The 18869-nt window shown below is 72.4% G+C and carries 19 protein-coding genes; 9 read left to right on the top strand and 10 right to left on the bottom strand.

Annotated elements, in window-relative coordinates:
* Window positions 1–2 precede the first annotated feature (2 nt).
* Both ACFRFH_RS09215 and ACFRFH_RS09210 read left to right on the top strand, forming a co-directional pair.
* Window positions 3–1088 (top strand): ABC transporter permease, encoded by a 1086-nt coding sequence (locus ACFRFH_RS09215; RefSeq protein ID WP_382462676.1) that lies wholly within the window; start codon window positions 3–5, stop codon window positions 1086–1088.
* Window positions 1085–1777 carry an ABC transporter ATP-binding protein gene (locus ACFRFH_RS09210; protein WP_382462675.1) on the top strand — a complete coding sequence of 231 codons (693 nt, stop codon included), beginning with the start codon at window positions 1085–1087 and terminating at the stop codon, window positions 1775–1777. The genes ACFRFH_RS09215 and ACFRFH_RS09210 overlap by 4 nt, the downstream gene beginning before the upstream one ends.
* A gap of 114 nt (window positions 1778–1891) precedes the next feature.
* Here ACFRFH_RS09210 and ACFRFH_RS09205 read toward each other — a convergent pair whose 3' ends face one another.
* Both ACFRFH_RS09205 and ACFRFH_RS09200 read right to left on the bottom strand, forming a co-directional pair.
* Window positions 1892–2581 carry a hypothetical protein gene (locus ACFRFH_RS09205; RefSeq protein ID WP_382462674.1) on the bottom strand — a complete coding sequence of 230 codons (690 nt, stop codon included), beginning with the start codon at window positions 2579–2581 and terminating at the stop codon, window positions 1892–1894.
* An 89-nt stretch (window positions 2582–2670) separates the two neighbouring features.
* Window positions 2671–3048 (bottom strand): hypothetical protein, encoded by a 378-nt coding sequence (locus ACFRFH_RS09200; RefSeq protein WP_382462748.1) that lies wholly within the window; start codon window positions 3046–3048, stop codon window positions 2671–2673.
* Window positions 3049–3215: 167 nt separating this feature from the next.
* On the opposite strand from ACFRFH_RS09200, the gene ACFRFH_RS09195 reads away from it, so the two are divergent.
* Window positions 3216–3674, top strand: a complete 459-nt coding sequence (locus tag ACFRFH_RS09195) for a hypothetical protein (protein WP_382462673.1) — start codon at window positions 3216–3218, stop codon at window positions 3672–3674.
* Here ACFRFH_RS09195 and ACFRFH_RS09190 read toward each other — a convergent pair.
* The 4 genes from ACFRFH_RS09190 to ACFRFH_RS09175 form a co-directional block, all read right to left on the bottom strand.
* The gene (locus ACFRFH_RS09190) at window positions 3660–5963 is read right to left on the bottom strand and encodes an FUSC family protein (RefSeq protein WP_382462672.1); all 2304 of its coding nucleotides are present in this window, start codon (window positions 5961–5963) and stop codon (window positions 3660–3662) included. The genes ACFRFH_RS09195 and ACFRFH_RS09190 overlap by 15 nt on opposite strands.
* 64 nt (window positions 5964–6027) lie before the next feature.
* Entirely contained in the window at window positions 6028–6807 is a 780-nt protein-coding gene (locus ACFRFH_RS09185; protein WP_382462671.1) for a hypothetical protein, read from the bottom strand.
* Window positions 6804–7370: an RNA polymerase sigma factor gene (locus ACFRFH_RS09180; protein WP_382462670.1), complete on the bottom strand. Its 567-nt coding sequence runs from the start codon at window positions 7368–7370 to the stop codon at window positions 6804–6806. The genes ACFRFH_RS09185 and ACFRFH_RS09180 overlap by 4 nt, the downstream gene beginning before the upstream one ends.
* A gap of 138 nt (window positions 7371–7508) precedes the next feature.
* On the bottom strand, window positions 7509–7775 hold the full coding sequence (locus tag ACFRFH_RS09175) for a hypothetical protein (protein ID WP_382462669.1): 267 nt from the start codon (window positions 7773–7775) through the stop codon (window positions 7509–7511).
* 149 nt (window positions 7776–7924) lie between these two features.
* Here ACFRFH_RS09175 and ACFRFH_RS09170 point away from each other — a divergent pair, with 149 nt between their 5' ends.
* From ACFRFH_RS09170 to ACFRFH_RS09145, 6 genes are all read left to right on the top strand, one after another.
* Window positions 7925–8359, top strand: coding sequence for an SRPBCC family protein (locus ACFRFH_RS09170; RefSeq protein WP_382462668.1), 435 nt, complete (start codon window positions 7925–7927; stop codon window positions 8357–8359).
* 16 nt (window positions 8360–8375) lie between these two features.
* Window positions 8376–9515, top strand: coding sequence for a PrsW family intramembrane metalloprotease (locus ACFRFH_RS09165; RefSeq protein ID WP_382462667.1), 1140 nt, complete (start codon window positions 8376–8378; stop codon window positions 9513–9515).
* Window positions 9516–9571: 56 nt separating this feature from the next.
* Window positions 9572–10507 (top strand): RNA polymerase subunit sigma-70, encoded by a 936-nt coding sequence (locus tag ACFRFH_RS09160; protein ID WP_382462666.1) that lies wholly within the window; start codon window positions 9572–9574, stop codon window positions 10505–10507.
* A 65-nt stretch (window positions 10508–10572) separates the two neighbouring features.
* The gene (locus ACFRFH_RS09155) at window positions 10573–11124 is read left to right on the top strand and encodes a dihydrofolate reductase family protein (protein ID WP_382462665.1); all 552 of its coding nucleotides are present in this window, start codon (window positions 10573–10575) and stop codon (window positions 11122–11124) included.
* Window positions 11125–11370: 246 nt separating this feature from the next.
* A complete protein-coding gene (rhuM, locus tag ACFRFH_RS09150; RefSeq protein ID WP_382462664.1) occupies window positions 11371–12315 on the top strand; it encodes a RhuM family protein in 945 nt (314 codons plus the stop codon).
* A gap of 59 nt (window positions 12316–12374) precedes the next feature.
* Complete coding sequence (locus ACFRFH_RS09145; RefSeq protein WP_382462663.1) at window positions 12375–13088, top strand: hemerythrin domain-containing protein; 714 nt, start codon at window positions 12375–12377, stop codon at window positions 13086–13088.
* Here ACFRFH_RS09145 and ACFRFH_RS09140 read toward each other — a convergent pair.
* The 4 genes from ACFRFH_RS09140 to ACFRFH_RS09125 all read right to left on the bottom strand — a co-directional run bounded on the left by ACFRFH_RS09140 (window position 13040) and on the right by ACFRFH_RS09125 (window position 18642).
* Window positions 13040–13870 (bottom strand): isocitrate lyase/phosphoenolpyruvate mutase family protein, encoded by an 831-nt coding sequence (locus ACFRFH_RS09140; RefSeq protein WP_382462662.1) that lies wholly within the window; start codon window positions 13868–13870, stop codon window positions 13040–13042. The genes ACFRFH_RS09145 and ACFRFH_RS09140 overlap by 49 nt on opposite strands.
* Window positions 13871–14147: 277 nt before the next feature.
* A complete protein-coding gene (locus tag ACFRFH_RS09135) occupies window positions 14148–16496 on the bottom strand; it encodes a hypothetical protein (protein WP_382462661.1) in 2349 nt (782 codons plus the stop codon).
* A gap of 12 nt (window positions 16497–16508) precedes the next feature.
* The gene (locus ACFRFH_RS09130; protein ID WP_382462660.1) at window positions 16509–17147 is read right to left on the bottom strand and encodes a peptidoglycan-binding protein; all 639 of its coding nucleotides are present in this window, start codon (window positions 17145–17147) and stop codon (window positions 16509–16511) included.
* A gap of 193 nt (window positions 17148–17340) precedes the next feature.
* Window positions 17341–18642 carry a hypothetical protein gene (locus tag ACFRFH_RS09125; protein ID WP_382462659.1) on the bottom strand — a complete coding sequence of 434 codons (1302 nt, stop codon included), beginning with the start codon at window positions 18640–18642 and terminating at the stop codon, window positions 17341–17343.
* Window positions 18643–18869: the final 227 nt, after the last annotated feature.

Raw genomic sequence — 18869 nt, 5'->3', positions numbered from 1 at the left:
TCGTGTTCGTCGCCTGGCGCGACCTCCGGCACGCTCGCGGCCGGTTCATCCTCATCGGCGGCGTCGTCGCCCTCATCACGGTGCTGGTCGGCTTCCTCGCCGGACTCACCGGCGGCCTCGCCGCTCAGAACGTCTCCGCTGTGCTCGGCCTCCCGGGCGACCGGCTCGTGCTGCAGAAGCCGGCGGGAGGCGCGGCGAGCTTCAGCGAGTCGGCGCTGCCGGCGTCGGCCGTGGATGCGTGGCGGCAGGCCGACGGCGTCACGGCTGCGGTGCCGGTCGGTATCGCGCAGTCGCGTGCGACGCACGACGGCGTCTCTGCGGGCGTCGCGCTGTTCGGCCTCCCCGCCGACGCGGGCGACTCCGGCGCGACCGCACTCACCCGTCTCGCTCCGACCGCGGACACCGAGGTCGGCCTCTCCGCCGGTGCGGCGAAGGACCTCCACGCTGCCGTCGGCGACACCCTCTCGATCCTCGGCGCGGACTACCGTGTCGGGACCGTGGGCGGCGACGCCTGGTACAGCCACACCCCGGTGATCGCGCTGACCCCGGACGCCTGGGCCGCGGCCGACAAGCGGATGGGCGGCGACGGGGAGCCGACCGTCCTGGCCGTGTCGGGCAGCCCGCAGTGGGACGCCGTGGCGAGCCGCACCGGCACGTCCGCCCAGCCCGCGCTCGTGAGCCTGACCGCACTGGAGACGTTCAAGAGCGAGATCGGCTCGCTCGGCCTCATGGTCGCGATGCTGTTCGGCATCTCCGCCCTGGTCGTCGGCGCCTTCTTCACGGTGTGGACGATGCAGCGCTCGGGCGACATCGCCGTGCTCAAGGCGCTCGGCGCCACGCAGCGCTCGCTCGTGGCCGACGCGCTCGGGCAGGCGCTCGTCGTACTCGTCGCCGGGATCGGCGCCGGGATGCTGGTCGTCCTCGGCCTCGGGGCCCTCGCCTCCGGCGCGCTCCCCTTCCTCGTCGCCCCGCTCACCACGGTGGTCCCCGCCGTCGCGATGACCCTGCTCGGACTCGCGGGCGCGGCCTTCGCCCTCCGCACCGTCACCTCCGCCGACCCCCTCACCGCACTCGGGAGCAACCGATGATCACCCTCGACGACGTCACCCTCACCTTCCCCGACGGGGCCTCCCGCGTCACCGCGGTCGACCACGTCACCCTGCACGGCCGCGCCGGCGTGGTCACCGGGATCACCGGGCCGTCCGGGTCCGGCAAGTCCAGCATCCTCGCCCTCGCCGCCACGCTCATCCGCCCGGACTCGGGCAGCGTGCTGATCGGCGGGGAGGATGCGGCGGCGCTGACTGCGGAGGAGGCCACAAGCCTGCGTCGCGAGCGGATCGGGATCGTGTTCCAGCAGTCGAACCTGCTGGCCTCCCTCACCGCGCGCGAGCAGCTCCAGGTGATGGGCGAGCTCGGCGGCTCGCGGCGGCGGACCGCCCGGGCGCAGGTGCGCGACCGGGTGGACGAGCTGCTCGACGCGGTCGGGCTGGGCGCGCACGCGGACAAACGGCCCGCGCAGCTCTCGGGAGGGCAGCGGCAGCGGGTGGCCATCGCGCGGGCCCTCGTCCGAAGCCCGCAGGTGCTGCTGGTGGACGAGCCGACGAGCGCGCTCGACCAGGGGAGCGGGGCCGCCGTCATGGAGCTGATCGCGCGGCTCACGCACGAACGCGGGACCGCCACGCTGCTGGTCACGCACGACCTCGTCCACTCGCCGGCTCTGGACGAGCTGGTCACGGTGGTGGACGGGCGGGTCATGGGGGCCCCGGAACCTGTTTAGAGTCGTCGTCAGAGCGCTGTTGGCGACCGGGCCGCACCTCGACGTCCTCACACTCCTGAGTACAGCGCAGGGAGGGCGCCGGGCACAGGAGACCAGCAGTGAGGCCTATGCCGGCTAGCGGGACTGGATGTGATGGAACTGAAGCGCACGCTTGAAAGCGGCGTCAGTGAGCTCGATCGGCTCACCACTGTCGACAACGACCGGCTCTGCTGACAGGCCAGCGTCGATCGCTCGCATCCAGTAGGCCCAGGACGTCCCCTCTGCTTCTCCGGAGCGTCCGTACTTCGACGTGAACTGGACGCCCAGCGGCTGTGTGCCGTCGTCCAGGGTGACCTCTTCCCGGAGCCAGGTCGCGATTCGCGTTGTGAGCTTCCGGTCGTTCGATGTCAGCTCCGACGTCGTCAGCGTGCCTGTGATGCCGCGCTCCAAGAGGTGTTCCTCGAGCGCGGCCGAGACGACCGAGAGGGTGTCGCTGCTGGCTGCGTCTACCCACCAGCCGTCGGGGAAGGTCAGCTGGTACATGCGCCGTCCGTCGCGCCAGATGGTCGGCAGCCAGCCTGGCTGCATGTTCCCGGCCTTCAGCCAGTCGGCCTCGACCATCTCACGCGCCTGCTTGGTGGAGATCCCGAAGAGTTCGGCGGTCTTCCGGATGGCTCGATCACGGCTCGCCGCTTCCTCGTGAGCCCACGCCAACGCCTCGATGGACGCGGTCTCGGTGCTGTCCGAGGCGTAGATCGTGCGCCCCAGGGTGTCCCAGCGGTTCCACTTGCGCCGCTTCGAGCCCTCCCGCACCGGCGGATTCATGGGGCCGTAGGACGACTTTGCGATCCGATAGACCGTCCCGCTCGGACTCGCCACAACGCGCAGGCCTGAGGCCGAATCAACGCGACCCGTCACCCGAGGAAGCCATCTTCAACCATCGCCGCAGCAGCCGCGGCCGCCTCCTTGAAGCGATTCTCGCGGATCGCGTCCACGGGGGTGTCGTAATCCAGGAGCGGGTTCGACCCGATGAACCACATCCGCGCGACATGTTCACCCTCAGACGCCGTGATCGCGAGCCACTGAGTGTGCGCGAACTGCAGCCGGCGCACGGCATCGTTCTTCGGCTCGGGACCGTCAGCGCGCGCCCACTTGTAGCTGATCTTCGGATCCTTGCTGCCGGCCAGGGATGCCACCAGCGTGGCGCCCAGCGCAGAGTTCAAGCGCCTCGTGATCTCTCGGATACCGATCTTCGCGGACGCCGCGTGAGCGTTACGAGTCGTTGTCGCCATGTTCACCGCAACCACCTCCACTAACAACCCTAACAACCAACCGCCGAAAATCCTATAGAAGTCAGCTAAATTGACACTGGCAAAGTGTACTAACAATCTACTAGAAACCAACTAATAATCCACCCTCGGGTCCGTCGTCTAAACTTCGTGACCGTGCAGGTGGAGGCGTGAGCGGGACGAAGGGACGGCATTCGGCCGACCCGGTGATCGCGGCGCCCGTCCGCCGCCCGCGTCGCCGGAGGTCCCGGGCGAACGGCGGACTCGTCGTCGGCGCGCTCGCCCTGAGCGTCGCTCTCGGGCTCACGCTGTTCGCGACCGGGCCGCACCTCGACGTGCTCGCGCTGCTGAGCGCGCCGCAGGCGAGCGCCGGGCATGCCCCGAGCGCGCACCCGGCGCAAAGCGGTACGTCGTCGCGGCCGACCCCGGACGCTGTGCCCGCGCCGGCGACGACCGTCCCTCAGGCCCCCGCGGTCGCGGCGCCGCCGGCGGCTGCCGTCACCCCGGCGCCGGCAGCTCCGCCTCCCGCCGCGGTCGTCCAGGCGCCTGCTCCCGCCCCTGCCCCCGCTGCCCCCTCCGCGGGGAAGAGCGGGTCGGCCCCCGGGCACACCAAGTCACCGCATCCGTGAGCCGCGGCCCCGCCTCGCCGCCACCAGGTCGTCGCCCAGCGCGTCCACCGGGCCGACGATCACCGACTCCAGGCGGCGCACGACGTCGAGGTAGTCGCCGGTCCAGATGATCCGGACGGCCCGCGCGACGATGTGGCCTGAACCGTCGCCGAGGTCGTCCGCGACGACGTCGGCCAGCCGGTGGCGGTCCTCCGGGTCCGACGGCACGGGTGCGGGGAGCGGCTCGCGCGCGACCAGGCTCGACGCGAGCTGCGCGTACCAGCCGTCGAGCCGTTCGAGGGAGTCCTCCAGCGACCGGCGGGCACCCTCGCGCTCGTCGCCCGCGACCTCCTGCCGCCGCCAGAGGTCGAGGATGGCGTCGCTCGCCAGCCGGACACCGGCGACGCCGCCGACCGACGCCGACACCTCGGCGAGCGGGCGCTGCTTGCTGCCGCGCTCCCCCAGGTAGGTGCGGAACGCGTCGTCCAGCCGTCGTGCGGCGGCGGCCGCACGGAGCGCCTGCTGCCGCGGCTCGGGATGCTCGGCCGCGTCCGCCTCGCAGCGCGCCAGCCCGAAGGCGACGGTCGCGCCGAGGTACCGCACGCTCTCCCGGTAGGCCCCCGCGAGCGCCTGCCGGAGTGACGCGGCCGCTCCCCGCGGCCAGAACAGCAGCCCGACGACCAGGCTCACGGCGCAGCCGAGCGCGATGTCCTCGATGCGGATCAGGCCGACCGTCCAGCCGGACGGCGCGATGAGGTTGAACAGCAGCACCAGCAGGATGGTGAACGCGGCCTGCCCCGCGGCGAACGAGATCGCGGCGGGCGCGACGCCCGCCACCAGGATGGCGATCGGGAGCAGCACCCAGATCACGAGACGGTTGTCGCCGATGGCGAGCATCGCGAGCGCGCCGAGCAGCACGCCGACCGCGGTGCCGACCACGCCGCGCAGCACGGTCTGGCCGGTGCTCAGCGCGTTCGAGCGGAGCACCGAGAGCGTGCCGAGCACGACCCAGAACGAGTGCTGCACGCCGGTGAGGTTGGCCAGCGCCACGGCGAGCCCGAGCGCGATGGCGCCGCGGATGCTGTTGCGCAGCCACACCGAGTTCCAGCCGATGAAGCCGCTCGCGCGCTCGGCGGCGGCGGCGACCGGGCCGGCCAGGTCGCCGGGCTGCCGCCCCAGGAGGCGCTGCCACCAGGTGCGCCGCTCCGCCCGCGCGGTGAGCGCGATGTTGCCGGCGACCGTCGCGACCGCTTGCGCGAGCTCCTGCGCGCGGAAACCCGGGTCGAGCGCCGTCACGATCTCGTCGGCGACCAGGCGGCCGCCGTCCGGGCCGGGCCCGACCGGGAGCGCCATCGTGGCGGCCTCCACGCCGGTGCGCGCCTCCACCAGCAGGGTGAGCGCGGCGTCCAGGTTGGCGGGGTCGCCGCCGTGCTGCGCGAGGAGGGTCGCGCCCTCCTCCAGCACCGCCGCCGCCGTGCTCTTCACCTCGAACGCGGCGACGTGCACGGGCCCGTGGATCGCCGCCGTGATCTTGACGTGGTCGAACTGCGCGATCACCGAGTTCAGCCAGTTCAGCTCGTCCACCAGCCGCACGATCGTCCGCGCCGAGGTGCTGAGACCGGTCGGCCGGTACGGCGTGCGCAGGAACGCGGTGTGCAGGGCGTCGACCGCGGCGTCGGCCTCCGTGACGGCCCGATCGCGCTCGGCCGCGAGGTCGGGGCTGCCGGCGCGGAGCATCGCCGCGGCCTCGGCGCGCAACCGGGCGGCGAGCGCCCGGCAGGCGTCGACGGCGGGTGTGCGCAACGGCTCCCGCGCCGGAGCGGGCCAGAGCGCGACGATCGCGACGACCGCGACGACGGCGGCGATCCCCCAGCCGAGCAGGCGCGGGCCGATCGAGGCGACGGTCCCGGGAAGCGTGACCGGCAGGATGAACGCCAGCAGCAGGGAGGTGCTCGCCGATGCGGTGACCGAGCTCACCGAGCCAGCGAAAAGCACGGCGAACGCCACGACGGCCATCCCGACGGCGGACAGCCAGACCGGCCGCGACGCGAGGGTGCCGAGGCAGACGAGCACCGCGCCGGCCACCGCGAGCGCGAGCTGGGCCTGCACCCGGTCGACGAGCGGCCCGCTGAAGTCGACGAGCAGCAGCATCGCGAACGATCCGAAGGCCGCGAACGTGGCGACCTGCCCGTCGTGGAGGACGAGGCTCCCGAACGCGAACAGCACCGGCATGACGATCGCGGCACGGCCGGCGCGGCGCAGGGCGGCGAAGTCGGGGTCGTGTCGCCTCACCCAGTCCGCCGCGCGCATGCACTCTCCTCGCTCGTCACCGCACACCCTAGCCCGGTGCGCGCCGCCCGCGGAGGGGTGCGGATCAGCGGTCGGAGCCCGCCGAGCCGCCACCGGGCTGGCTGGTCTGTGAGCCGGCCGCCGGCGGCGCGGGGGACGGCGCAGGAGCAGGCTCGTGGTGCAAGGGAGCCTGCTTCTGTGTGGACGAGCCCTTGGAGCCTCCCTGATCGTCGCCCTGACCTCCGCTGGCGCCCTGGCCCGACCCGCTGCTCGTGCCTCCGCTGCGGCCGGGGTCGTCGCCGGACGCTCCCGCTCCGCCCCCGGCCGCCTGCGACCCCGCGCCGAGCTGGGTTCCGGACGCGGGCTGCTCCTGCACCGCCGTCGGCGGCGGGGCAGCCTGGCTCCCGTGGGCGTCGCCGGCCCCGGCCGACGTCGAGCCGGGACGGTCTCCGCCGTTCCGCGGCGACGGGTTCGCCTCGTTCGCCGCGTCGTGGCCCGATGCCGGGGCGCGTGGCGCGTCGGGCGTCGGATGCGCGGGAGGCCCGACGAGCTTCGCCAGGCTCGAGAACGCGTCGCCGACGACCGTGTGGAACGCGGGACTCGCCGCGGCGGCGGCCGACGCTCCCCCGGCCAGCGCCGCGGCCAGGAGCACCACCGTGGTCGTGCGCGCGCCGCGGCGGGCGAACCACGAGCGCGCAGGGCGGCGGCCGGACATCAGCCGCACCACGTCGCGCGAGGGCGCGGGCGGCTCCTCCGCGGCAGTCGCCGCGATTTCTCCGAGCACGGCGGCGAGCGCCGCGTCGTCCGCCAGGCCGGCCTCCTCCAGGAGGCGCAGCACCAGGTCGCCGGCAGGATTCGCGGTCATCGCACCGCCTCCGGGTCCCGGCCGGCGTCGACGAGCGCGGCCGCCTCCTCATCGCTCGCGACCTCCCGGCGCAGCGCGAGCAGGGCCCGGCGCTGCAGCTGCTTGATCGCCCCGGGGCTGCGGCCCATGATCCCGGCGACCTCCTCAATGCTGAGCCCGGCCAGGATGCGCAGGGCGATGACGTCGCGGTACTCGGGGGTCAGGCGCCCAAGCAGCTCGGCGACGCCGGTGTCATGCACGACGTCGTCCTCGGCGGAGGGCGTGCTGCGGGTGTCGGTGTGCGGGTCGTAGGCGACGGCGACCGGGACGCGGGAGCGCCGCCGGTGGTGGTCGACCACCCGGGCGTGAGCGATGGTGAAGAGCAGGGCGCGGAGGCCGTCCCGCCCTCCGGAGAGCGACTCCAGCCGCGGGTAGAGGGCGACGAAGACGTCCTGCGTCACGGCCTCCGGATCATCCACGCCCTGCGAGCGGAGGTAGGCGAGCAACACCGCAGCGTGGGTGCGGTAGGCGTCGGTGAAGAGCACGGCGGTACCGCCGGTCTCACGGTGCGCGTGATCCTTCACGGGCCGGGCCTCACGCGGCCACTCTAGCGGGATCAGCCACTCCGCCGGGAGGAGACCGACCGCGGCACGCAGAGCGATGCCACCATCACCACCGCCCGCCGCGAAAACCCGAGCCCGCGGCAGGCAGTGGTCCATCGGCTACGCCTTCCGCGAGCCGGCCGGCACCCCGGCCGGGCCGGTCGATGCCCGCGCGCCGCGGGGGGTCGGCGCGGCGGGTCCGTCCGGCCCGGCCGGGGCTTCCGCGAAGCGGACGCCGGCCGGAGCTGTGACACGGAGACGATGGGCGGCGGACTTCACGAGGGCGACCGGAGCCGCACAGCACGCCGCGATGGCACCCGTACCCGGCGCCGGCTCCGCGGGGGCGGCGAAGACGGCGGAGGTGGGGACGGGGGTCGAGAGGGGCATCCAGGTCCTTCCTGACATCCGGGGAAGGCCGATGCCTTCGCTGAATAGATCGCCGGGAGGGCCGAAAGGTTACGCGGCAGCGGAAGATTTCTTCCCGGGCCATAATCTGAGCAGCACACGCCGACGGACGGCGCAGCAGAAGGAGCAGCATGGCGCACGCAGACGGCACCATCACGATCGACCGTTCCCCGGCGGAGGTGTACGCGTTCCTGGCCGACGGCCTGAACAACCCGCGCTGGCGGGCAGGGGTGAAGGAGATCTCGCTGCGCAGCGGATCGGCCGGCGAGGTCGGCGCCGTGTACGCGCAGACGCTCACCGGGCCGGGCGGGCGGCCGATCGCGGGCGACTACCGGATCACGTCCGCGCTCCCCGGCCAGGAGCTGCGGTTCGAGGTCATCACCGGGCCGGCGCGTCCCGAGGGCGTCTACACGCTCACCGCGGACGGGACGGGCACGCGCGTGCTGTTCGCCCTCGACTACACGCCGACCGGGCTGAAGAAGCTCATGAACGGGATGATCGAGAAGACCATGACGGCGGAGGTCGGGCAGCTTCCGAAGCTCAAAGCGGCTATCGAGGGGAACTGATACCTATCCTGATCGGATGAGCGTCCTGCCCCCTCCGCCGCCGCCCGGCTGGTATCCCGACCCCACCCCCACGCCGTCGTACCGCTGGTGGAGCGGCGGGTCGTGGACGGGGTACACCTGGCCGGGCGCTGCGCAGGCCGCGGCGGCGCCGGCCGCGTCGGTGCTGGCCGCGACGGCGGCGGTCGCGTCGGTGTCAGCCGCGTCGGTGCCGTTCGGGGGCGGCGGCCAGGAGTTCGCCGCCGCCCCCGGCTCCCCGCGCCGCACCAAGTGGCTGGGCCGCTGGGGCGGCTGGCTGATCGTCGCGGCCAGCGCCGTGGTGTGGCTGTGGCTGTTCGGCCTCAGCTTGCTGTTCTCGGCCCTCTCCCCGCACGCGCACGACGGCTCGCCCGCGGTCCTCTCGCCGTACCTGCTGGTGACCGGCAGCGGCACCGCTGCTGCCGCGATCTTCTACACGATGGCCTACAAGCTCCGGCCGGAGGACCGGCTCAGCGTCCCGCGCCTCGTCACGGTCGCGCTGCTCGGCGGCGCCGCCGCGACCCTGCTCGTGCTGCCCTTCGAAGGCCTCATCGACATTGCGGCCGGAGGCTCCTCGCTGCATCCCAGCCTCGCCGTGCTGGCCACCGCCGGCCTGGTGGAGGAGCTGGCCAAGATGCTCTGCGCTGTGCTGCTCTGCCTGCGGCTGCCGGTCAAGAACGCCAGGATCGGGCTGTTCGTCGGCGGTGCGGTCGGCCTGGGGTTCAGTGTCATCGAGAACCTCGGCTACCTGCAGCACGCGTTCGCGCTCGGGCAGGCCGACGGCGCGGGGCTCGGGCTATTCCTCACCACGACGGCGGCCCGCCAGCTGAGCGGACCGTTCCTGCACCCGGTGTTCTCCGCGCTGCTCGGCGCCGCGGTGTTCGGCGCGGCGCGGGGCGGGCGGTTCCGGATCACGTTCGGCGTGGTGCTCGCGTACCTCGGCGTCGCAGCGGCGCACGGGCTGTTCGACGCGCTGCAGTGGCTGGGGAGCGTCCGCGCCCTGGGCCCGGCGTCCGGGATTCTCGTGGTGCTGCTCTCGCTGGTGTTCGCGGCGGCGAGCGGGCTCACCTGGCTGTACGTCGTGCGGCGCGTCCGGAGCAGGGAGACGGCGGCCGTGGCGCCTACGCCCGGCTGGGGCTGAACGCGCACGCCGTCGCCTGCGGACGCGCACCGGGATGGTCGCCTTAGGATCGGCGCATGACGGCATTCGACGAGGCGGCGCTCGGCCGCCTCCGGCGAGGGCTGACGGCGTTCTGCTACCAGCTCCTCGGCTCGCCGTTCGAGGCGGAGGATGCGGCGCAGGACGCCCTAGAGCGGAGTTGGCGCGCCCGCGACAGCTTCGATCCGGCCAAGGGGTCGCTGTCGACCTGGTGCTACCGGATCGCCCGCAACGTCTGCCTCGACCGGCTGCGGGAGGCGCCGCGGCGGCCGCTGCCGCGCGACCTTCAGGACCCAGGGCTGGAGGCCGGCGCCCCGCTGGTGCCCGCGCTCGACGTGCCGTGGCTGCTGCCGGCGCCGACCGGCTGGGCGGCCGCCTCGGAGGTCGAGGGTCGCGCCGAGCGGCGCGAGGAGGTGCGGTTCGCGGTGACCGCGATGCTGCAGTACCTGTCGCCGGCGCAGCGCGGAGCGTTCGTCCTCCGCGACGTGATCGGGCTCAGCGCCGCCGAGACGGCCGCCGTGCTGGAGGTGTCGGTGGCGTCGGCGAACTCCGCGCTCCAGCGGGCGCGCGCCGCGATCGCCGCCGGGGTCGAGCGCGCGCATCCGCCGGCGCCCGGGGCCGTCGAAGGCTACGCGCGGGCGATCGAGCGGGCCGACGTGGGCGCTCTGGCCTCCCTCGTCGCCGACGATCTGGTGTTCGAGATGCCGCCGGTGCCCGACTGGTCGATCGGCGTCGCGCCCTACCTGGCGTTCATGGAGCACCTGTTCTCCTGGCGCGGCGTCGAGTGGTCGACTACGCCGGTCTCGGCGGGCGGGCAGCCCGGCTTCCTGCTCTACCGGGGCGTCGGGGAGGCGCGCGAGCCGCACACGCTCCAGCTCTTCGACGGGGACGCCGGCGGCGCGATCGGGCATGTGCTCGTTTACCAGCACCCGCGGCTGTTCGCGTTGTTCGAGGAGACCGCGGCCGTGCGATGATTTCCGGCCCTCCCGCACGTATCCACTGATGGCACCGAGACGCGGTGCCGTCAGGAGGGACCATCATGGGACAGCTGATCGTCGTGCAGTTCATCACGCTGGACGGCGTCGTGGAGGACCCGGACGGCAGCGACGGCACGCCGTTCGGTGGCTGGGCGATGCGCTTCGGACCGCAGGGCGTCGCCGGAGACAAGTTCCGGCTCGGCGCGATCCTGGAGACGGGGACGCTGCTGTTCGGCCGCCGCACCTGGGAGCACTTCAGCACGCTGTGGCCGGCGCGCGACGACGACTTCTCGCGGTCGATGAACCGGGCGGCGAAGGCGGTCGTGAGCGGCAGCCCGGTGGAGGTCGCGCACTGGTCGAACACCGAGCAGGTGACGGGGACGCTGGAGGACTGGCTCGACAAGACGCTGCCGACGCGCGATGTGGTCGTCATCGGCAGCGGCTCGCTGCTCGCCCGGCTCGCCGCCGCCGATCGCGTGGACGAGTACCGGCTGCTGACCTTCCCGGCCGCGGTCGGTGCGGGACGGCGGCTGTTCCCGGACGGAGCGCTCCTCACGCTGACCTCGTCGGAGCAGGTGGGGCCGGCGAGCCTGACGCGGTACCGGCGGGCGTGAGCCGGGGCGGGAGGGGACCCTGATTTCTGCGGCTTCGCAGCCCGGAGCGGCGACATCGGAGGTCTCCCCGTAGCATGTCAGCGTAGCCAGATCGGATGCCCTGCCGCATTGAGGAATGACGTGACGCCGCAAGCACATCGAGGGAAGACCTCCGCAACGTCCAACTCGGGTTCAAACGCGTCGCATCCCGGTTCGGATCCCGAGATCAGCCTTTCTTCTCCGTCAGACGACGAAGAGGCGACCGCTGTGGAGCTCTACCAGTCGGAGGACGGTACGGTCAGCGTCGATGTCAAGACCGACGGTGAGACAGTCTGGCTGACGCGCCAGCAGCTGGCGACGCTCTTCGGCCGAGATGTGAAGACCATCGGCAAGCACGTCACGAACGCTCAGGCAGAGGAACTCGCCGGCATTCCAACTGTCGCAAAATTTGCGACAGTTCAATTCGAGGGTTCGCGAACGGTGGAGAGGCAGGTCGAGCATTACAACCTCGACCTGGTCCTGTCTGTCGGATACCGCGTGAAGTCGCCTGAGGGTGTTCGGTTCCGCCGCTGGGCGAGCGATGTCCTGAGGCGCTACCTCATCGATGGCGTCGCTACCAACCAGTCTCGCCTTCGCGACATCGCGCTGGTGGCAAACATGCTCGAGCGCTCGGCGGATGGGGCGGTCTCGGGAATCGCGTCGCTTGTGCGCCGATATGCTCCGAGCCTCACCATGCTCGAACAGTACGACCGTGACGCCTTGCCCGAACCTGCCGGAACCGAGCCGAGCTATCGCCTCGGGTACGAAGACGCGCGCGAGGTGGTTGAACAGCTTCGGCGGACGTTTCCCGACGACGACCTACTCGGCAACGAACGCGGCGAAGCGTTCCTCGGCGCGATCGAGGCCATCGAGCAGACCTTCATGGGCCAGGAGCTATACCCGACCGTGCAGGAGAAGGCCGCCCACCTGCTCTACTTCGTCACGAAGGATCACCCGTTCTCCGACGGGAACAAGCGCAGCGCAGCAGCCCTCTTCGCGCATTACCTCGGCGCGAACGGCGTACTGGCCAGCGCCGACGGCCGTGAGCTTGTTCCGGCGAACATGCTGACGGCGCTCACGCTCATGGTCGCAAACAGCGAGCCGCGTGAAAAGGAGACCGTCATCCGCCTCATCACCAACTTGATCGCGGTTGGGCCGTCCGCATCCAACTGATGTGCACCTCCAGAAGCGGGGGGTCCCCACCGGGCCGACGAGCCCGTAGATTTCGCAGCATGGCCGCGACCCCCCTCCCCTCGTCCGGCGAGCCACCGCTCGACGGCCCGAAGACCTGTGACGCCGAAGGGATGATCGACATCCACCGGCTCTACCGGCACGCGTTCGGCGAGGCGGGAGGCTTGGTGGACGGCGTGGCCGACGGCGACAGCGCCCACGCCGACGTCGTCGCGTCCCAGCTCGACCTCATCTCGGTCTCCCTGCACGCCCACCACGAGGGCGAGGACGCGAGGCTCTGGCCGGCGATCGACGAGCGCGCGCCGTCGTGCGCCCTCCACGTCGAGCGGATGAAGCGGCAGCACGCGGCGATGCTCGTGCAGCTGACGGCGCTCGATGCCGCGCTGCCCGGCTGGCGCGCGGCTCCCGGAGCCGCGACCGTCGAGCCGGTGCGGTCGGCGCTCACGGGGATCAACGCCGCGCTCGCCGAGCATCTCCCCGACGAGGAGGCGAACATCGTCCCGGTCATGGAGCATGTGGTCACGAAGGAGGAGGAGAAGTGGTTCGCCGACCACGGCCGCCGCAGCACGCCGAAAGGCCAGCAGTGGAACATGCTGGGCGCGATCCTCGCGGCGCAGCCGGACGGCGGCGACGTCTGGCTGAAGAAGAACCTGCCAGGGCCGGTCGTGCTGATCTGGCGGTGGGTGGGGCGTCCGCGGTACCGGCGCTACCGTGCGGCACTGGAGGGCCGATCTCCGTCCGCGTCCGCACGCTGAGCGAACGCGATCAGCCGCTGCTGCGACTCCGCATAGGAGGTCGCGACCGGCACGTCCCGCCCGTCGCGCACGGCCTCGGCGGCGTCCACCGCCGCGTCGATCGCCACCCGGTACGGCAGCGAGCCGGTGCTGACCCGGCGGACGCCGAGCACCTGGAGGTCGTCCAGGCCGAGCCCGGGGACGACGAGGACGTTCAGCGGCAGCGGGATGGCGGCGGCGAGCTGCTCGATGGTGGCGGGGTCGGTGACGCCCGGCACGAAGATCCCGTCCGCTCCGGCGTCGGCATAGGTCGCGGCCCTGGCTGCGACCGCTTCCACCGTGTCGTCCTCGTGGAACCAGTAGGAGTCGACGCGCGCGTTGACGAACACGCCAGGAGCCTCCCGTTTGACGGCCTCGATCTTGGCCGCGGGGACGGCCGGGTCGACCAGGTGCCCATCCGTGGAGTCCTCCAGGTTCACGCCGACCACGCCGTCCGCGGCGAGCGCCGCCACGAGGGCGGCCACCTCGGACGGTTCGTCGCTGTAGCCGTCCTCGATGTCGGCGGTGACGAAGACGTCGAGGGCGTTGATCCGGCGGACGAGCGCGATGGTGGCATCCCGGCTGGCGCTGCCGGCGTCGGGGCGCCCGGCGGACGCATTAACCCCGAAACTCGTCGTGCCGACGGCGGGGAAGCCGGCGGCGGCGAAGGCGATGGCGCTGCCGGCATCCCAGGCGTTCGGGAGCAGGAGCGGCTGGTCGCCGTGGTGCAGGCCGCGGAACGCGTCGAGGTCGCGGACGGTCATGGGTGGGGCTCCCCTCGTTGGGTGGGAGGGTACTCCGGTGGGTGGAGGTCGGCGATACGGAGCGGGCGCTCTCGTTCACCTCATCGCCGCGTCACGATCACCGCCTCCCGCACTCTCTCCTGTGTCGGCGTCGTCCCAGTTGGACGTCGACCGCGGCACGCAGCACGAGCCGCGCGCGGGGCGCTCGGCGGGGTTCAGTCACCGAGCGCCCTGCGGACCCGGTTGTTCAGCGTGCTCTGAGCGCACGCAGCGTGGCCGCACGCTCATCGCCCGCACCTCACGGCGTGGCGGTCGGCACCGGCGTCGGCGTCGCCGCGGGCGCCGGGGTGTCGGTCGGCGCGGGCGCCGGCGTCCCCGTCGGCGCGGGAGCCGGAGCGGGCGCGGGGGCGGGCCCGGGATTCGCGGTCGGACCGGGGGTGCTGCCCGGCGCGTCCGAGCCGGTCGGCGCCGGCGACGGAACGGGCGCCGGCACGGAGGCCGCTCCACCGCCCGGCACCTGAACCGCGGCCGGATCGCGGGCGATGATGTCCTTCAGCTGTTGCTCGAAGACGAGCAGCTGCGATTGCACCGCCGACAGCCCGAGGCCTTGGAGGTTGTGCGAAAAGGCCATGATCTTGGCCCAGAGCGCGCTGATCCGGCTCATCGTCGCACTGTCGGGCCGGCTGCTCACCGTCAGCACCAGCTGGTTCGCGAGGGCGGCGGTCACGCAGTCGATGCAGCCGTAATTGGCCGCCTCCGACAGGTTCTGCGGGATCACGACGTGGGTCTCCCCGACCAGGATCACCACCTGGAAGGCCACGGCGACGGTCGTGCAGCCGGAGCAGTGCGCGAACGCGTACGCGGAGTTGGTGTTCAGGGCCGACTGGCCGCCGCTCACCCAGACCAGCGCGAAGGCGACGTCGTACAGCGTCGACCCGTTCGTGGTGTTCACGGCGAGCGCCTGGTTGTCGCCGGGGCGCGGCGGGGCCGGCTTGTCGAACGGGAAGACCCAGGACGGCGACCGGCCGTCGCGCGGGACCAGGACCATCGCGAGCTGTGGATGGTCGGCGGTCGGCCGCGCGCCGGCGCCGGGCCAAACCGTCTGCACGGCGCCCGTCGTGCCGGCGGAGAGCCGTCCGGACTGGAGGGAGGCCGGGGCGAGGATGTCGGTGATCGTACCGCGCTCGTAGGGCTGGATGGGGCGATACGTCTGCGGTGCCGGCCACCAGGCGAAGGCGAGGCCCCCCACCATCGCCAGCACGAGTGCGGCCGCGACTCCGCGGCGCACCGGCCTCCCGCGCGTGCCCGTCCAGAGCCGCACGAGCCCGGTCCGCGCGAGCCGGAACAGGATGTAGAGAGTGCCGAGGATCGGCAGGGCCGTCGCGAGCATGAGGACGAGCTGCGCCGCTCCCGCTGCGGTGTCGCCGCGGCCGAACTCGAGCGCGAGCGCGTGACCCCGCTCTGTCAGCGCGGCCCAGGCCGTGGCGATCACACGCGGAAGCGTCAGCACCATCGCGACCAACGAGAACAGCAGCATCGGCACGACGACGAGCACCCACACGCTGACCACGGCGCGTGCCCACGGCCGCAGCGTCCGGGACTCCGGACGACGCCAGCGCCACGGCAGCAGGCCGAGCAGGGTCGGGCCGATGCGCTGGAAGAGGTCCGGAACACCGGTCAGGTCCGCCAGGACGTGATACCCGTCGAACCGCACGGTCGGCAGCAGCTGGTGGACCATCTGCAGGAGCTGGGTGAGCACCACGAGCAGCAGCGCATCCCAGCGCGTCGCGAACCAGACGCCGACGATGGCGACGGCGACGATCGCGTTGAAGTACAGGCCGCCGAGGTCGGTGCGGACGCGGCCGACCCGCCCGAGCCGGTACGAGTCGGTGACGTCGGTGAAGAACGCCGGCCAGAACAGGTAGAGGCCCATCCCCATCCGGCCCGGGGTCGCGCCGCCGTACCGCGCCGCCGCCGCGTGGCCGAACTCGTGGAAACCCGCCGACAGCACGGTCACGGCGACGATGAGCAGCAGGACACCCGGGTCCTGGAACGCGTGGTACGTCGCCGCCGCCAGGCCCTGCACCAACAGCAGCCACCAGCACGCCGCCACGAACAGGCAGATCACCGGCACGACGACGAGCGGATGGAACAGCCGGGCGAACGGCCCGGTGAGCCGCCGGGTGCGGTCGGGATCGGTGATCTCCTTCCGCAGCCGGAGCCCGAGCAGCGGGGAGGACCGCTTGACCTCCGGCTCGCCGCCGTCCGCGCGGGTGAGCAGGCCCAGCGGGCGCAGTGATGAGTCCACCAGGTGCGCGATGTCGTCGGGACGGATGGCGCGGCCCACCCGCTCGCCGACCCGCTCCGCGATCCGGCCGATGTCGCTCGTGCCGTCGACCTGGTCGAGGATCGCGAAAAGCAGCGGCGTGAGCTGGAGGACCTGACCGTCCCCGCGGCGGGCGAGCGACGGCGGCTCGCGGTACCCCGAACCGCGCATGGCGCCGATCAGCTGGACGCCGTCGGCGCGGGCGAGCACCTCCGTCGAGCGGTCGGCGCTCCCCCAGGCCGGCGTCTGTTGCCCCGCCGGCCCGTCCTCCTGCGCCGCCGGCCCGTCCTGCTCGGCCGGCGGCTTCGATGCGATCGTCACAGCGTTGCGGGGTTACGGCTGCGCAGGCGGCTGCCCGATGGTCGACTGCTGGCCCGCGGTCGCGTCCGCGGAACCGGTGATGTTCTGATCGATCGCGGCGTCCTGGTGCGAGACGGCGGCGGCCTGGCTGTCGATCGAGCCGATGTTGGCGGCCACGCTGGCGTCGATCGGCGCCGCGACGTTCGCGTTCGCGGCGACGGCGCCGTTGATCGGGGCCGCGATGTGCGCGTCGGCGGCGGCGTTGATGTTCACGTTGAGGAGGTTGCCGTCCGTGATCGAGCCCGGGGTGGCGGCCGGCTGCGGAGGGGCAGGGGTCGTGTCCGCCGTGGGAGCCATCTGGCTCACCTGGTGGGAGTTCGCGACCGCGTCCGCGGCGATGCCCTGATGGATGCCCGCGCTCTGGTCGGCGCCCGCGACGGCCGTCGAGCCGGCCGAGAGCACGTTGGCGCCGGCGGAGGCCTCGATGGGAGCGGCGACGTTGGCGTTGGCCGCGACACCGAGGTCCACAGGTGCTACCAGCCCGAGCCCGAGGTTCAGGTCGGCGTTGAGGTCGAGGATGGAGGCCACCTCCTTGTCGGGAAGGGGCGTTGCGGCTTCTGCGGCGAGCTCCTCCGCGGAGAGCGGCTGGTCGGACATGCTGTCGTCGTTCATCGAGGTTTCCTCTCCGGCGCGCGACGCGCCGATCCCTGCAGACGGTACGTCCGCCTTCCGTATGCAGGAAGGCCATTCACCTCCGGCGAGGGCTGTGGTAGGCGCTGGGCCACGCGTGAGCGCACGCCGACGACGACACGGCGCGCATGCGGCGGCCCCGGCATCCATCGGACACCGGGGCCGTCGTCGCGCCTTACTTCAGCGCTGCGATGATGCCATTCACGTCCGGCGTCCCCCACCCGGTCGGGCGGTCCCAGCCCGCCGTCGCCGAGTAGCCGCCGCTGAACGTCGGGGTCGTGTTGCTGCCGACCGTCACGTCGTAGAGCAGCCCCTTCGACGCCCAGCCCTGCGCCTGCTGGCCGACGTTGCCGACCGTGTGCCCGGTCGCCTGGATGGTGTCGGCCGTCAGGGCCGCCCACTGCGGCGAGCCCGCCGACGTTCCTCCGAAGAAGTAGAGGCCGTTGTTGTCGCCGCCCAGGAACCCGAGGTACGTGAGCACGCCGGTGTAGACGCTCGCGTTGTAGGCGACGTCGGAGCCCTGCTTCGAGGTGAACAGGCTCGGCGCACCGCCGGTCTCACCGACCACGCCGAAGGCGCAGGTCAGCGGGCAGTTCGCGTAGTCGCCCCACACGGTCTCCCGCGGCTGGTTCTGTCCGCTGCCCGCCCAGAGGTTGGTGCCGCCGACCGAGGTCACGTTCAGGTCGGAGGCCGGGAACGCGTAGTTCGCGAAGCCGGCGCCGTTGTCGGAGCCGCTGTCCCCGGAGGACGCGAAGAGCGACATCCCCTGAGCCGCACCCTGCGCGAGGGCCTGCACGCCCTGCGCGGTCTGGCCGTTGTTGGCGTTCGGCGTCTTGATCAGGTTGTCCGCCTCACCGAAGCTCATCGACAGCACGTTTCCGAGCTTGTTGTCCACCGCGTACTTGATCGCGTTGTCGATCGTCGCCCCACGGTCGTTCGCCGCCACGACGAGCGCGATCTTCGCGCCAGGCGCCACCGCGTGCGCCCACTGGACGTCGAGGGAGGTCTCCTCGGCCCAGCCGGTCTGCGTCTTCTTGCCCGTCCAGGTCGGCTTGCCGCCCGGGTAGTAGACCGTCAGATTCGGCGTCGGGAGCCCGAACGCCCCGGAGAACGCCGCGAGGTCAGACTGGACTGTCGGGCTGCCGAACGCGTCCACGATGACGACGGTCTGCCCGGTGCCCGCAGGGACGCCGTTGATGGTGGCCGGGATGTCGTACGCCGCCCGGATGCTGTCCGGCGTCTGGCACGCCACGCGGCCGGCGGTCTGCGCGAGGCACTGGGCCGGCGTGAGCGACGGTGTGACGGCGCTGGTGGCGAGTCCGGCCTTCTCGACGATCGGGTGGACGCTGTAGACGCCACTGGTGTCGGGGGTCGCGGCGCTGGGTGTGGCCGCGGACGCCGGTGCTGTGACAGCGACCGCGAGCGCTGCGGCTCCGGCGATGGCGAGGCTGACTGAGACGAACGACGAACGTTTCATACTGCTCCCTATGTCCCGCCGCCGCTCCATCGCGACGGCCCGATTTGCACCCTATGCGCACCCCGCGCTCAGGGATAGAACGACTCGTCTGAGGGTTTTCTCAGAAATCGCCGATCGCGATTCGTGGGGGGTGTAGAGAGGGCCCCGCCCCCAGGGGGGCATAGGGGCCAAAAGACCCCCGGGGGGGGAGAAAAAATGGGACGGGCAAGATTAGGAGAGACGCGAGG

The sequence above is a fragment of the Leifsonia sp. NPDC056824 genome (genome assembly GCF_042789575.1).
Lineage (GTDB): Bacteria > Actinomycetota > Actinomycetes > Actinomycetales > Microbacteriaceae > Leifsonia.
The sequence above is the reverse complement of the archived record's forward strand: the minus strand, read 5'-3'. Positions and strand labels throughout refer to the sequence as shown.

Coding starts and splice junctions, on each gene's coding strand:
- ACFRFH_RS09210 (WP_382462675.1), top strand. CDS start 1,085: ATGATCACCCTCGACGACGTCACCCTCACCTTCCCCGACGGGGCCTCC.
- ACFRFH_RS09205 (WP_382462674.1), bottom strand. CDS start 2,581: ATGAATCCGCCGGTGCGGGAGGGCTCGAAGCGGCGCAAGTGGAACCGC.
- ACFRFH_RS09200 (WP_382462748.1), bottom strand. CDS start 3,048: ATGGCGACAACGACTCGTAACGCTCACGCGGCGTCCGCGAAGATCGGT.
- ACFRFH_RS09190 (WP_382462672.1), bottom strand. CDS start 5,963: ATGCGCGCGGCGGACTGGGTGAGGCGACACGACCCCGACTTCGCCGCC.
- ACFRFH_RS09185 (WP_382462671.1), bottom strand. CDS start 6,807: ATGACCGCGAATCCTGCCGGCGACCTGGTGCTGCGCCTCCTGGAGGAG.
- ACFRFH_RS09175 (WP_382462669.1), bottom strand. CDS start 7,775: ATGCCCCTCTCGACCCCCGTCCCCACCTCCGCCGTCTTCGCCGCCCCC.
- ACFRFH_RS09170 (WP_382462668.1), top strand. CDS start 7,925: ATGGCGCACGCAGACGGCACCATCACGATCGACCGTTCCCCGGCGGAG.
- ACFRFH_RS09165 (WP_382462667.1), top strand. CDS start 8,376: ATGAGCGTCCTGCCCCCTCCGCCGCCGCCCGGCTGGTATCCCGACCCC.
- ACFRFH_RS09160 (WP_382462666.1), top strand. CDS start 9,572: ATGACGGCATTCGACGAGGCGGCGCTCGGCCGCCTCCGGCGAGGGCTG.
- ACFRFH_RS09155 (WP_382462665.1), top strand. CDS start 10,573: ATGGGACAGCTGATCGTCGTGCAGTTCATCACGCTGGACGGCGTCGTG.
- ACFRFH_RS09145 (WP_382462663.1), top strand. CDS start 12,375: ATGGCCGCGACCCCCCTCCCCTCGTCCGGCGAGCCACCGCTCGACGGC.
- ACFRFH_RS09140 (WP_382462662.1), bottom strand. CDS start 13,870: ATGACCGTCCGCGACCTCGACGCGTTCCGCGGCCTGCACCACGGCGAC.
- ACFRFH_RS09130 (WP_382462660.1), bottom strand. CDS start 17,147: ATGAACGACGACAGCATGTCCGACCAGCCGCTCTCCGCGGAGGAGCTC.
- ACFRFH_RS09125 (WP_382462659.1), bottom strand. CDS start 18,642: ATGAAACGTTCGTCGTTCGTCTCAGTCAGCCTCGCCATCGCCGGAGCC.